The sequence below is a fragment of the Pseudomonas sp. BIGb0381 genome, from assembly GCF_024809815.1.
Classification (GTDB): domain Bacteria; phylum Pseudomonadota; class Gammaproteobacteria; order Pseudomonadales; family Pseudomonadaceae; genus Aquipseudomonas.
Window position 1 is genome coordinate 194632 of sequence record NZ_JANUEN010000008.1, and the last position, 13092, is coordinate 207723.

Consider the following 13092-nt stretch of genomic DNA (forward strand, 5'->3'; position numbering starts at 1 on the left):
GCAGATGCTTGTGCCAGAGCTTCTCTTTAGCGCGCGGGCGTCGTAACCTCGGGGCATGCCCGTCATTCTGAAGCTGTTGACCGCTGCGCTTTTTACTTGCTTGAGCCTGGCCGCTTATGGCGAGAAATTGCGCATTGTCACCGAGCCCTGGGCGCCTTACGTGTATGAAGAACACGGCGCCATGCGCGGGCTGGACTACGAAACCACGGTGATCGTGTTCCAGCGCCTGGGGGTCGATGTGCAATGGCAGTTCCTGCCCTGGAAGCGCTGTCTGGCCATGCTTGACCAGGGCAATGCCGATGGCGCACTGGATATTTTCCACAGTCACGACCGCGACGCGCTGCTGCTGTACCCCAGCGAACCGTTGTCGGAAGTGGAGTTCGTGATGTTCTACGCCAACGAGCGCCCTTACCCGGTCCAAAGCCTTGACGACCTTGGCGGCCTGACTGTCGGCACGTCCCCAGGCTACCTGTACAGCGCCCCCTTCAGCGACTCTGCCGCGTTCAACCGCGAGCCGGCCCCCAGCCATGAGGCCAACTTCGGCAAATTGCTGCTGGGGCGCATCGACCTGGCGATCACCGACCGCAGGGTCGGCCAGCATGTGATCAAGACGCTGGGCCTGGAGGACAAGGTCAGCCAGGCTCCCGTTGTGGTCAGCCGCCAGCAGCAATACCTTGCCGTTCGCCGTGGCGCGGGGATGGACCTGCTGGTGCAACGCTTTGCCGCCGAACTCAAGCGTTTCAAACAGGAGCCGGCCTATGCCGCCTTGAGCGCCAAATATGGTGGAATCCAAGCCAAAACAGCGCCCGGAGGCACCGTTGAGCAGCAGGAAAGCAGCGCGCCGTGATTGCTCTGTTATACTCCGGCCTTTCCGCCAGGCTCACGCCCGGCCGCTGAGGTCCTGAAAAAGGCACCCAACCCCGCTACTGCGCAGCTTTCAGCCCGCGCGAGCCGGTGGAGTGCCCGCCAGACGCAGCAGGACCGGACGGGATTGCGCTCCCCTAAGCGCCATTCACGCCCGGCAAGATTATCCCTTTGGGCCAAGCCCTAACTAAAACAGGATTACTCATGTCCTTTGCTTCCCTCGGTCTCTCCGAGGCTTTAGTCCGCGCCATCGAGGCAGCGGGCTATACCGAGCCTACTCCGGTGCAACAGCGGGCTATTCCCGCCGTGTTGCAAGGTCGCGACCTGATGGTTGCGGCTCAGACAGGTACTGGTAAAACCGGCGGCTTCGCCCTCCCGATTCTGGAGCGGTTGTTCCCCAACGGTCACCCGGACAAATCCCAGCGTCACGGCCCGCGCCAACCGCGCGTACTGGTCCTGACCCCTACCCGCGAACTCGCCGCCCAGGTGCACGACAGCTTCAAGCTGTACGCCCGCGACCTGAAGTTCGTCAGCGCCTGCATCTTCGGCGGCGTCGGCATGAACCCACAGGTTCAGGCCATGTCCCGCGGTGTTGACGTGCTGGTGGCGTGCCCCGGTCGTTTGCTCGACCTGTGCGGCCAAGGCAGCGTCGATTTGTCCCACGTGGAAATCCTCGTGCTGGACGAAGCCGACCGCATGCTCGACATGGGCTTTGTCCATGACGTGAAGAAGGTCCTCGCCCGCCTGCCGGCCAAACGTCAGAACCTGCTGTTCTCGGCAACGTTCTCCCAAGACATCACTGCCCTGGCCGGCAAGCTGCTGCACAACCCGGAGCGCATCGAAGTCACGCCGCCGAACACCACGGTCGAGCGTATCGAGCAACGCGTCTTCCGCCTGGCTGCCAGCCACAAGCGTTCATTGCTGGCGCACCTGATCACTGCCGGCGCCTGGGAACAGGTGCTGGTGTTCACCCGCACCAAGCACGGCGCCAACCGCCTGGCCGAGTACCTGGACAAGCACGGCCTCACCGCCGTCGCCATCCACGGCAACAAGAGCCAGAACGCCCGCACCAAAGCCCTGGCCGACTTCAAGGCCGGTGAAGTGCGCATCCTGGTCGCCACCGATATCGCCGCACGCGGCCTGGACATCGACCAGTTGCCACACGTGGTCAACTTCGAGCTGCCAAACGTCGACGAAGACTACGTGCACCGTATCGGCCGTACCGGCCGTGCCGGTCGTTCGGGTGAAGCCATTTCCCTGGTTGCCCCGGATGAAGAGAAACTGCTGAAAAGCATCGAACGCATGACCAAGCAGAAAATCGCCGATGGTGACCTGATGGGCTTCGATGCCAGCGCCGTTGAGGCCGAGAAGCCTGAAGTGCGTGAGCGTCCGGACGTGCGCAACCCACGTAACCCACGCGGTCCAAAGGGCGATGGCCCGAATGGCGGCGGTGGTGGCGGTGGTCGTCGCGACAAGGGCAAAGACAAAGGCGGCAAGGAAAAAGCGCCCACCAACGGCCGTGGCGAACGCCCAGCCCGCGAGCAGAAGCCCCGTGAAGGCACCCCGGCCCGCGAACAGCGCCAGCCGAGCCAGCCGCCACGTGCCACAGCCGACCGCGCCCCCGACGAGTTCCTCGACGACGACGTGGATAACTTTGGTAACCGCGTTGACTACGTACCCCAGGCCAAACCAGCCCAGGGCCGTGGCCGTCGTCCCGGTGCTCCGGCGCCGGGCGCAGCTGCCGGGACTGGCGCTCCACGTGGCGGCCAGCCTCAGGGCGGTCGTCAGAACGGCCCACGCAACAGCAGCGGCGGCACGACCGGCACCCCGCCGGCCAAGCGCAGCGGCCCGCGTAACGGTGCACCGCGTGATGGCCAGGCACGTCGCGAAGATTCGCGCAGCAACAACCGCCGCCCGGCCCGTGATGACCAGCCGCGTTTGTCCGAGCCAGCCGTGCAGAACCCGCGCGGTGGTCCGGCGCCAAAGATCATCCACAAGGAGTCGAAGGCTGATCGCTTCCCGACACCTGAGCAGTTGGATCAACTGCCAGGCCGTCCTCGTGGTGAAAAACCGGCATTGCTGACCCGCAACCGCGAGGCATAAAAAAAACCCGTATCGCTAGATACGGGTTTTTTTTGCCTGTAGGAGCGAGCTTGCTCGCTCCTACCTGCGAAGCATTACTTCGCTTTCACGCCTTCCAGCGAGATGTCCAGGTCGACAGTCTGGGAAGTCGGGCCTGGGCCTTTGATGCCGAAGTCGTTCAGGTCCAGCGTGGTCTTGGCGTTGAAGCCAGCACGTTCGCCGCCCCATGGATCCTTGCCTTCACCGTTGAACGTAGCCTTGAAGGTCACAGGCTTGGTCACGCCGTGGAAGGTCAGGTCGCCCGTCACGTCAGCAGTTTTTTCGCCGGTGGATTTAACCGCGGTGGACACGAACTTGGCGTCCGCGAACTTGGCAACGTCCAGGAAATCCTTGCTGGCGATGTGCTTGTCACGTTCAGCGTGGTTGGACCACAGGCTGGCGGTTTTCACGTCGACTGCGATTTTGCTGGCTTCAGGCTTGGCGGCATCCCAGCTGAACGTACCATCCCAGTCCTTGAAGGTACCGTGGATGTAGCTGTAGCCCAGGTGGCTGATTTTCCAGTCGATGAAGGCGTGTTGGCCTTCCTTGTCGATTTTGTAGTCAGCGGCCATCACCTGACCTGCAGACAGCAGCGCTGTACCGATTGCCAGAGCGGCGAGGGTCTTCTTCAACATGCTTTCTATTCCTTGTGAGTCGAGGTTGAACATCAGGCTTTGCGCCCCAGCATTCGCGTGAGGGTCGCATCACGATCGATAAAGTGGTGTTTCAACGCAGCCACGCCGTGCAAGCCGGCGAAGACTACCAACACCCAAGCGAGGTACAGGTGCACCACGCCAGCGGTGTCTGCCTGGTCCGGTAGACCGGAAACCACGGCAGGAATTTCAAACAGGCCAAACACCGGGATACCGACACCGTCTGCGGTGGAAATCAGGTAACCGGCGATCATCACGGCAAACAGCCCGAGATAAAGGAACGCGTGGCCGAACGCGGCACCGATGCGGGTCAAGCGGCTGTAACTGGCCAGCGGCGGAGGCGGCGGGCTGATCAGGCGCCAGACGATTCGTACCAGCATGATGGCGAACAGCGTGATGCCAATGCTCTTGTGCAGGTCCGGCGCTTCTTTGCGCCAGGCGCTGTAATAGTCGAGACCGACCATCCACAAGCCCAGGGCGAACAGCCCGAACACCACCAGGGCCACGCCCCAGTGCAAAACCATACTGACCCAGCCATAACGGGCCGGAGAGTTACGTAGCTGCATGTACTTAATCCCGTAAGAGCTGCGCCCAAGACTAGCGATTTACCTATCGAATTAAAGCGGAAAATTTTGCTTTGAAATATCGAGAAATACGATCTAGAGCGTATGCACAGTAAGTTAACCAAGGATTAAGGACTATTCCTAAGAAACGTGACAGTCCGTCCTACGTTTACTCCGAATTCCCCACAATGGCTTGTGACCCGGGCCACCATTGCATAGGCTTGCGCGATTGTTTCACCTGCGCCGCTCGCAGGACCGCTTCGAGGAGATCACCGATGGGCTTGAACAACCAGTGGATGCAACGCGACCTCGCGGTGCTGTGGCATCCCTGCACCCAGATGAAAGACCACCAGCAACTGCCGCTGATCCCGATCAAGCGCGGGGAAGGCGTCTGGCTGGAAGACTTCGAAGGCAAGCGCTACCTCGACGCCGTCAGCTCCTGGTGGGTCAACGTCTTCGGCCACGCCAACCCGCGCATCAACCAGCGCATCAAGGACCAGGTCGACCAACTGGAACACGTGATCCTCGCCGGTTTCAGCCACCAGCCGGTGATCGAGTTGTCCGAGCGCCTGGTAAAGATGACCCCCGAGGGCCTGACCCGCTGCTTCTACGCCGATAACGGTTCGTCGTGCATCGAAGTCGCGCTGAAGATGAGCTTTCACTATTGGCTCAACCGTGGCCTGCCAAACAAAAAACGCTTCGTCACCCTCACCAACAGCTACCACGGCGAAACCATCGCCGCGATGTCGGTGGGCGACGTGCCGCTGTTTACCGAGACCTACAAGGCGCTGCTGCTGGACACCCTCAAGGTGCCGAGCCCGGACTGCTACCTGCGCCCCGAGGGCATGAGCTGGGAAGAACACTCGCGCAACCTGTTCATGGCCATGGAGCAGACCCTGGCCGAGCACCACGACACCGTCGCCGCCGTGATCGTCGAGCCGCTGATCCAAGGCGCCGGCGGCATGCGCATGTACCACCCGGTGTACCTCAAGCTGCTGCGCGAGGCCTGCGACCGCTATGGCGTGCACCTGATCCACGATGAAATCGCCGTGGGCTTCGGCCGCACCGGGACCATGTTCGCCTGTGAACAGGCCGGCATCCGTCCGGACTTCCTGTGTTTGTCCAAGGCCCTGACTGGCGGCTACCTGCCGTTGGCCGCCGTGGTCACCACCGATGACGTCTACGACGCGTTCTACGACGACTACCCGACCCTGCGCGCCTTCCTGCACTCCCACAGCTACACCGGCAACCCGCTGGCGTGCGCGGCGGCCCTGGCAACCCTGGATATTTTCGAAGAAGACAACGTCATCGAAAACAACAAGGCCCTGGCCCAGCGCATGACCACGGCAACGGCGCACTTGGTCGACCATCCGCATGTGTCGGAAGTACGCCAGACCGGCATGGTGCTGGCCATCGAAATGGTCCAGGACAAGGCCACCAAGACCGCTTACCCGTGGCAGGAACGCCGTGGCCTGAAGGTATTCGAACACGCCCTGGAACGCGGCGCGCTGTTGCGGCCGCTGGGCAGCGTGGTGTATTTCCTGCCGCCCTACGTGATTACGCCGGAGCAAATCGACTTCCTCGCCGAAGTTGCCAGCGAGGGCATCGACATCGCCACCAACAGCAAAGTCAGCGTGGCGGTGCCGAAGGACTTCCACCCCGGCTTCCGCGATCCGGGTTGATTGCCGGCACACCTACACCTTTTTCCAGAGAACAGAAATGAGACTGTCCCGCTTTTTCACCGACACCCCGCTGAGCCTCGGCGATCACGAACTGCCCGAAGCCCAGGCGCACTACATCAGCCGCGTACTGCGCATGGGCGAAGGTGACGCCGTGCAATTGTTCGACGGTTCCGGCCAGGAGTTCCTGGGCAGTCTGCTGGAAGTCGGTAAAAAACGCGTCACCGTGCAACTGACGGAAAGCTTCGCCGGCCAGGCCGAATCGCCGCTGCACATCCACCTCGGCCAGGGCCTGTCCCGGGGCGAGCGCATGGATTGGGCGATCCAGAAAGCCACCGAGCTGGGCGTCAACGCCATCACACCGATCTTCAGTGACCGCTGCGAAGTGCGCCTCAAGGACGAACGCGCCGACAAACGCCTGCTGCACTGGCGCCAGGTGGCGATCAGCGCGTGTGAGCAATGCGGGCGTTCGACGGTGCCGGTGATTCATCCGCCGTTGCTGCTGGCAGACTGGTTGAAGCAGGTCGAGGCGGATCTGAAGCTGGTGCTGCACCCGGTGGCCGAGCCAATGGTCAGCCATGCCAAGCCTGCGAGCCTGGCGTTTCTGATCGGGCCGGAGGGTGGGCTGACCGACAACGAAGTCGACACCGCCCAAGGCGCCGGCTTCCACGCCGCCCGCCTCGGCCCCCGCGTGTTGCGCACCGAGACTGCGCCCGTCGTCGCGTTGGCCGTCGCCCAACAACTCTGGGGCGACTTCTAACGGTGGGAGGTGATCAGTCCACCGGATCGCTGATCGGCTTGGCAATGATCGCCTTCAACTCACTGGTCATCGGGAATTCCAGGTTCAAGCCCTTGGGCGGAATCGGCTGTTCAAACCAGCGCTGGTAAATCCCGTTGATCTCCCCCGAGCGGTACAGGTCGCCGAGGGTCTCGTTGACCACCGCGAGAAACTGCGGGTCATCCTTGCGCACCATGCAGCTGTAGATCTCCCGCGACTGTTCCTCGCCCACCACCACCCAGTTATGCGGGTCGCGGGCTTTGGCGCGTTCGCCGTAGAGCAATGCATCGTCCATATAGAACGCGGCCGCGCGGCCCGTCTCGAGCATCTTGAATGCCTCGCCGTGGTCCTTGGCGCTGATGACGAACATATTGCTCTTGTGCTCGGCGTTGTAACGCTTGAGAAAACGCTCGTTGGTGGTGCCGGCGGTGGTCACCACGTTCTTGCCCCCCAGGTCGGCGAAGCCCTTGATGCCGCTGTCTTTAGCCGTCAGCAACTGGCCTTTCACGTAAATAAACCCGTAGGAAAACGCCACCTGTTTCTGCCGCTCGGCGGTCACCCCGGTGGAACCGCACTCCAGGTCGACAGTGCCGTTCTGCACCAGCGGAATGCGCGTCTGAGAGGTCACCAGGTTGTACTTCACCTTAAGGTCGGCCACCCCGGTTTTCTGCTGGATACGCTCGACGATCTTGCTGGCCAGGTCCACCGAATAGCCCATCGGCTTGCCGCTGTGATCGCCCACGTAGGAAAACGGCACCGACGCGTCGCGATAACCCAGGGTGATGGACTTGGCGTTGGCGATCTTGCCCAGCGTACCGTCCAGCGGCGCCTGATTGGCATGGGCGTGTGCCCCCAGCAAAAGGCCCAGGGTGCAGCCGGTCAACAGGATTTTTTTCATTGTTATTCTCCGTTGGTCTTTAACGTTATTTACGTACAGCTATCACGCTGATTTCCACCAGCACACTCGGCCGTGCCAGTTCCGCCTGCAAGGTGGTGCGCGTCGGCGCCATCCCCGGCGATAGCCAGGCGGCCCATACGTCATTCATCGGCGCGAAACCGCTGCCGATGTCTTTCAAGTAAATGGTCGCGTTCAGCAAATGATCCTTGTCACTGCCGGCCTGGGCCAGCAGCGCATCGACCTTGGCCAGCACTTCGCGGGTTTGCGTCGCCACATCCTGGCCTTCGCCGGGCACCTGGCCCGAAAGGAATACCAGATCCTTGAACGTGACGGCGCCGGACAGTCGCTCGTTGCTGCTGATTCGGTTGATGGTCATGGAAGCATCCTTATGCAGCGCGGGGCGCCAGGCCCTGCATATCAATGGAAGGTAGGTGGTGGTCGATCAGTTCGGCCAGTAATTGGCCACTGCCACACGCCAGGGTAAAGCCGAGGGCGCCGTGGCCCAGGTTCAGCCACAGGTTGCGATAGACACTGGGGCCAATCAGCGGCACACCGGTCGGGGTGGCCGGGCGCATACCGGCCCATTCCACGGCATGGGCATAGTCGCCAGCTGTAGGAAATGTCTCGATCGCCTGACGTTTCATCAGCGCCAGGCGCTTGGGCTCAAGGCTGGCGTCAAAGCCGACGATATCCACCATAGCCGCCACCCGCAGCTGTTCGCCAATACGCGCGTAGACAATCTTGCGGTCGTAGTCGGTGATGCTCACATTCGGCGCTTGGTGCTGCGCGCCAATCGGCACGCTGAGGCTGTAGCCCTTGAGCGGATACAGTGGCAATGACAAACCCGGCAACGCCAACTCGGCGCTGCGATGACCGGCCGCGAGCACCAGGTGTTCCACTGGCATCACTTCGCCACCCAACTCGATGGCCTGCACCGCGCCACCCGCATGGCGAATCCCGGTGACCTTGCGCCCCAGCAAAAAGGTGCAGCGCCCCGACGCTTCAAGGCGTGCCGCCAGCTGTTGGCAGAAGGCATGACAGTCCGCCACTTCCTCATTCGGCGTGTAGATCCCCCCGACAAACTCCTCCGCCGCCTGCGCCAGCGCCGGCTCCAGGCGCGCACAATCCAGCGTCGACAGTACCTGTTGTTGCAGGATATCGGTGACCTTGCTGCGCGCGCGCTCAAAGGTGTCGGCATTACGAAAGGTCACCAGCTTGCCATTACGCCGCCAGTTGAAAGCGTCCAAGCGATCGTCGACGCGCCATTGCTGCAGGGTGTTTTGACTCAGGCTTGCCAGGCGTAGCAAATGGGCGGCATTACGCTTGTTCACCGAGCCCCGGCAGGCGCCGATAAAGGCGGCCATCCAGCGCCATTGCTGAGGGTCCAGGCGGGGGCGCAGCTTCAGCGGCGAGTCACCGCGCAGTAACCAGCCAATCGCCTGCAGCGGCACTCCCGCATCAGCCAGCGGTGCGACATAGCGGTAGGACAATTGCCCGCCATTGGCGAAACTGGTTTCGCTGCCCAAGGTGTCGCGCGCATCGATCACCGTCACTTCATGGCCGGCACGCACCAGCGCATAAGCACTCGCCAGGCCGATAACCCCACCGCCAATGATGCAAACCTGCCTGGCCATCCCGACCTCCAGCCCTTGAATAAGTAGACTCAAGCGTAGGCGCAGGTGACAGGCCAGCGACAATGAATAAAGATGGACCACCTATAAACAAAGGTTATGGACTTGCCATGCGCTTGCGTCATATCGAAATCTTCCAGGCCATCCGCCAGACCGGCTCCGTCAGTGCGGCTGCGCAGTTGCTGCATGTGTCGCAACCGGCGGTGACCAAGGTGTTGCAGCATGCCGAGTTGCAGCTAGGCTTTCCGCTGTTCCTGCGGGTGCGCGGTAAATTGCAGCCCACGCCGGAAGCCCTGGCGCTGGAAAGCGAGGTCGAGAAAGTCACCGAGAGCCTGCAAGGTGTGCGACGCCTGGCCAAGAGCTTGCGCCGCGCCCCAGGGCAAAGCGTGCGGGTTGGCGCAATCCCGGCGTTGGCGCTGTCGCTGTTGCCACCGGCGATTCTGGAATGGAAGCGCGACTACCCGGACATCGCGTGCGAGCTGTCCAGCGACCATAGCCGCGAGCTGGTGCAAAAACTGCTGATGCGTGAAATCGACCTGGCGTTGACCCTCAACTTCTCCGGCCATCCTGGGTTGACCACACAGGTGCTGGCCAATGGCGTGTTGGTGGCCCTGGCGTCGAAAAACTACTGGCCAGACACAGCACTGCATCAGGCGCTGCCACTGGCTGAGCTGGCGGGTGCGCCGTTGATTGGCCTGTCCAGCGCCGACCCGCTGGCGGCGAAACTCGACAGCTACCTGGAACATGTCGACCCACCGCCTCGAGTGACGATTTCAGTGCAAACCTACTCCCTGGCCCGGGCGATGGTGGAATCCGGCGCCGGCTTGACGGTCATCGATCCGTTCACGGCGTTGGGCGCCTCAACGGCCACCACCTGCATCCGCACGCTCACACCGCCGCTGCCGATCACCCTCTACGCCCTGACCCGCGCCGATGAACCACCGCCGCATATGCTGGCAAACCTGTTGGAGATCCTGAGCAAGCGCGCAGGCGAGTTATTGGGGCGCCTCTAAGGACACCGCCCCTCCCGCATTCAAAGCACGTAATGCATGATCGCCACAAAGTGCAGCAGGCTCCCGCCGATCACAAACAAATGCCAGATCCCATGGGAATGCCGCAGGCGATCCTCCAGGGCGAAGAAGATGATGCCGACGGTGTACAGCACCCCGCCCGCCGCCAGCCAGGTAAACCCCGCCGTCCCCAGCGCGGCAATCAGCGGCTTGACCGCCACCAGCACGATCCAGCCCATTACCGCATAAATCACGATGGACAGGATGCGCGCCTCGGAGCGCGGCTTGATCTCTTGCAGGATGCCGATCACCGCCAGCCCCCACACGATGCCGAACAACGTCCACCCCCACGGGCCTCTCAGCGTCACCAGGCAAAACGGTGTGTAGCTGCCGGCGATCAACAGGTAGATCGAAAAGTGATCGACCTTCTGCATGATCTCTTTTCGCCGCCCCTGGACGCTGTGGTACACGGTCGACGCGCTGTACAGCACCATCAGCGTAAAGCCATAAATCGCCACGCTGACGATCTTCCAGGGGCTGCCGTCCAGGCTCGCCACCACCAACATCCACACGGCACCAATACACGCCGCGACCGCACCGAGCAAATGGCTCCAGGCGTTGAATCGTTCCCCGTGATACATCTGTCACTGACCTCCTGTAGCCGCTGGAACTGGCTGGCAAGCGTCCAGCCTTGCGCATAAGAGTGCAAGCGTCTTGTGACGTTCCGAGGACGCCGCACGGTTTTGCGGGCACAATCGGATGCATTCGAACAAGAGCCCACGGCCATGCTGATCGACGAAGAATTCACCCTCAAAAAGCTGGAAATCTTCCTGGCATTCATGCGCACCGGCAACCTGGCCCGCGCCGCCGCCGAACTGCAAACCAGCAATGTCAGCGTGCACCGCGCCATCCACTCCCTGGAAAATGCCCTGCGCTGCCCGCTGTTCAAACACGAGGGCCGCAACCTCACCCCGCTGGAAAGCGCCTACGTGTTAGAAGAACGCGCGCAGAAACTGATCGCCGATGTGGTCGACAGCGTACGCCTGACCCGCGAAGCCGCCGGTTTCTCTGCCGAACGCTTCAAGCTCGGCTCGCTGTATTCGCTGACGGTCAAGACCGTGCCGCAACTGATCATGGGCCTGAAAATCAGGCGCAGCGAACTCAATATCGACCTGATCCTCGGCTCCAATTTCGACCTGCTGTACAAGCTCAAGAACATGGAAGTCGACGCGATCCTCATCTCCCTCGACGAACACGCCAACGACCCCGACTGCGAACAGATTGCGCTGTTCTCCGACGACATTTTCCTCGCCACCCCGGCCGACTCGCCCTTCGACCGCGACCAGGAAATCGACCTCGCCGACGTGCGCGATGCCACGTTCATCACCCTCACCCAAGGCTTCGCCACCCACCAGGACGGCAACCGCGTGTTCAAGCAGGCGGGGTTCGAGCCGAAGGTGGCGATGCAGGTGAATGACATCTTCACACTGCTGAGCATGGTCAGTTCGGGGGTGGGTTATGCGTTGCTGCCGGGGCGGATTGCGGCGGTGTATGAAAACCGCGTGAAGCTGATACCGCTGCAACCCCGGTATCGGTTGCAGCAGCATATCGGGGTGGTGTTTCTGAAGGCCAAGGAGCGTGATCCGAACTTACTGGCGTTGTTGGCGGAGTGTCGGATGTATGCCAATCGGCAGGGGACAGCCTGACACTCCGCGATTGGGGGCAGGTCAGCCCACCAATCCGCGCATCATCAAAAACAACAGCGACGGACCCAGCAAGCATCCCAGCGCCGTATAGAATGCCGCCGTCAGACAGCCATAAGGCACCAGCTTGGGATCAGTCGCCGCCAACCCGCCCGCCACGCCGCTGGAGGTGCCCATCAACCCGCCAAAAATCACCGCGCTGCGCGGGTTGTTCAAGCCAATCAGCGGCGCCACAAACGGTGTCATCACCATCACCAGAATGGCTTTGATCAACCCGGCGGCAATGGATAACGCCATCACCTCGGAACTGGCACCAATCGCCGCGCCGGTGACCGGGCCGACGATGTAGGTCACGGCACCCGCGCCAATGGTGGTAAGGCTCACCGCATCGGTATAGCCGAACGCCATGGCCACCCCGACCCCAGCCACGAATGAAGACCCCACGCCGACAAACAGCGCCAACACGCCGACGTATCCGGCGCGCTTCAACTCATCGACACTCACGCCAAAAGCGGTGGCAACGATGGCGAAGTCGCGCAGCATCGCCCCACCCAACAGGCCGATGCCCGACAACAATGGAATATCCACTACCCCTTTGGAGCCACCGGTGAAGGCACCGCCCACATACGACAGCACCAGCCCCAGCAAAATGGCGATGGCCGAGCCGTGCAGGCGGCCTTTGGTAAACGTGTCGGAAATCCAGTAGGACACCCACATGGTCAGGCCGATCACCGCGAAACCGCTGATCAGTCCGTAACCGGTGATCACTTTCATCATGGATTCGTACATGGCGATCACCCGGCTTCTTTGGTGGGAACAACTGCACTCGGCTCATGGTTGCCGATACGCGTCAGTACGGGCACCAGGGCAAATCCCAATACCACGGCAACCGTCCCGGCCAATATCGCCATGGGCCCGCCACTGATGGCGCCATACACGTTCTGCTGGGCAGCCATGGCCACCACGATCGGGATATAAATCGCCGCCCAAAAGCTCACGCCCGGCTCCGATTTGCTGGTAAACCAGCCACGTTTGCTGAGATAACTGCCCAGGCCGATCAACAGCAGCATGGCGATACCCACCCCGCCTACGTTGGCCGGGATACCCATCCATTTACCCAGCAGCTCACCGACAAACAGGCCGGCCAACGTGCAGAGCGCCAAAAACGCCACACCGTAAATAATCATTGTTG

14 protein-coding genes are annotated in these 13092 nt (G+C 61.8%); 6 read left to right on the forward strand and 8 right to left on the reverse strand.

Features of this window, described 5'->3' with window-relative positions; all coding sequences use genetic code 11:
- Window positions 1-55: 55 nt before the first annotated feature.
- Window positions 56-847 (forward strand): ABC transporter substrate-binding protein, encoded by a 792-nt coding sequence (locus tag M2397_RS21290; RefSeq protein ID WP_145336888.1) that lies wholly within the window; start codon window positions 56-58, stop codon window positions 845-847.
- Window positions 848-1068: 221 nt separating this feature from the next.
- A complete protein-coding gene (locus M2397_RS21295) occupies window positions 1069-2967 on the forward strand; it encodes a DEAD/DEAH box helicase (RefSeq protein ID WP_131697472.1) in 1899 nt (632 codons plus the stop codon).
- A 74-nt stretch (window positions 2968-3041) separates the two neighbouring features.
- On the opposite strand, the gene M2397_RS21300 is transcribed toward M2397_RS21295, so the two are convergent.
- Together M2397_RS21300 and M2397_RS21305 are read right to left on the reverse strand one after the other, a co-directional pair.
- Window positions 3042-3620 (reverse strand): YceI family protein, encoded by a 579-nt coding sequence (locus M2397_RS21300; RefSeq protein ID WP_131697473.1) that lies wholly within the window; start codon window positions 3618-3620, stop codon window positions 3042-3044.
- A gap of 32 nt (window positions 3621-3652) precedes the next feature.
- Entirely contained in the window at window positions 3653-4204 is a 552-nt protein-coding gene (locus M2397_RS21305) for a cytochrome b (protein ID WP_141607511.1), read from the reverse strand.
- A 272-nt stretch (window positions 4205-4476) separates the two neighbouring features.
- Here M2397_RS21305 and M2397_RS21310 point away from each other — a divergent pair, with 272 nt between their 5' ends.
- Together M2397_RS21310 and M2397_RS21315 are read left to right on the forward strand one after the other, a co-directional pair.
- A complete protein-coding gene (locus tag M2397_RS21310; protein ID WP_259244358.1) occupies window positions 4477-5883 on the forward strand; it encodes an adenosylmethionine--8-amino-7-oxononanoate transaminase in 1407 nt (468 codons plus the stop codon).
- A gap of 37 nt (window positions 5884-5920) precedes the next feature.
- Window positions 5921-6640 (forward strand): 16S rRNA (uracil(1498)-N(3))-methyltransferase, encoded by a 720-nt coding sequence (locus M2397_RS21315; protein WP_131697476.1) that lies wholly within the window; start codon window positions 5921-5923, stop codon window positions 6638-6640.
- A gap of 13 nt (window positions 6641-6653) precedes the next feature.
- Here the strand turns inward: M2397_RS21315 and M2397_RS21320 are convergent, their stop codons facing one another.
- Genes M2397_RS21320 through M2397_RS21330 form a run of 3 tightly spaced genes read right to left on the reverse strand, consistent with a single transcriptional unit; the run spans window position 6654 to window position 9190 of the window.
- On the reverse strand, window positions 6654-7556 hold the full coding sequence (locus M2397_RS21320) for a transporter substrate-binding domain-containing protein (RefSeq protein ID WP_131697477.1): 903 nt from the start codon (window positions 7554-7556) through the stop codon (window positions 6654-6656).
- Window positions 7557-7581: 25 nt separating this feature from the next.
- Window positions 7582-7932, reverse strand: coding sequence for a RidA family protein (locus M2397_RS21325; protein ID WP_131697478.1), 351 nt, complete (start codon window positions 7930-7932; stop codon window positions 7582-7584).
- A gap of 10 nt (window positions 7933-7942) precedes the next feature.
- Entirely contained in the window at window positions 7943-9190 is a 1248-nt protein-coding gene (locus M2397_RS21330) for a D-amino acid dehydrogenase (protein WP_167656781.1), read from the reverse strand.
- A 107-nt stretch (window positions 9191-9297) separates the two neighbouring features.
- Here M2397_RS21330 and M2397_RS21335 point away from each other — a divergent pair, with 107 nt between their 5' ends.
- Window positions 9298-10200: a LysR family transcriptional regulator gene (locus tag M2397_RS21335; RefSeq protein WP_259244359.1), complete on the forward strand. Its 903-nt coding sequence runs from the start codon at window positions 9298-9300 to the stop codon at window positions 10198-10200.
- A gap of 20 nt (window positions 10201-10220) precedes the next feature.
- Here M2397_RS21335 and M2397_RS21340 read toward each other — a convergent pair whose 3' ends face one another.
- The gene (locus tag M2397_RS21340; protein ID WP_032884097.1) at window positions 10221-10838 is read right to left on the reverse strand and encodes a hemolysin III family protein; all 618 of its coding nucleotides are present in this window, start codon (window positions 10836-10838) and stop codon (window positions 10221-10223) included.
- A 144-nt stretch (window positions 10839-10982) separates the two neighbouring features.
- On the opposite strand from M2397_RS21340, the gene M2397_RS21345 reads away from it, so the two are divergent.
- Window positions 10983-11903: a LysR substrate-binding domain-containing protein gene (locus tag M2397_RS21345; RefSeq protein ID WP_131697482.1), complete on the forward strand. Its 921-nt coding sequence runs from the start codon at window positions 10983-10985 to the stop codon at window positions 11901-11903.
- 21 nt (window positions 11904-11924) lie between these two features.
- On the opposite strand, the gene madM is transcribed toward M2397_RS21345, so the two are convergent.
- Both madM and madL read right to left on the reverse strand, forming a co-directional pair.
- Window positions 11925-12689, reverse strand: a complete 765-nt coding sequence (gene madM, locus M2397_RS21350) for a malonate transporter subunit MadM (RefSeq protein WP_131697483.1) — start codon at window positions 12687-12689, stop codon at window positions 11925-11927.
- A gap of 5 nt (window positions 12690-12694) precedes the next feature.
- A complete protein-coding gene (madL, locus tag M2397_RS21355; RefSeq protein ID WP_145336891.1) occupies window positions 12695-13087 on the reverse strand; it encodes a malonate transporter subunit MadL in 393 nt (130 codons plus the stop codon).
- Window positions 13088-13092 lie beyond the last annotated feature (5 nt).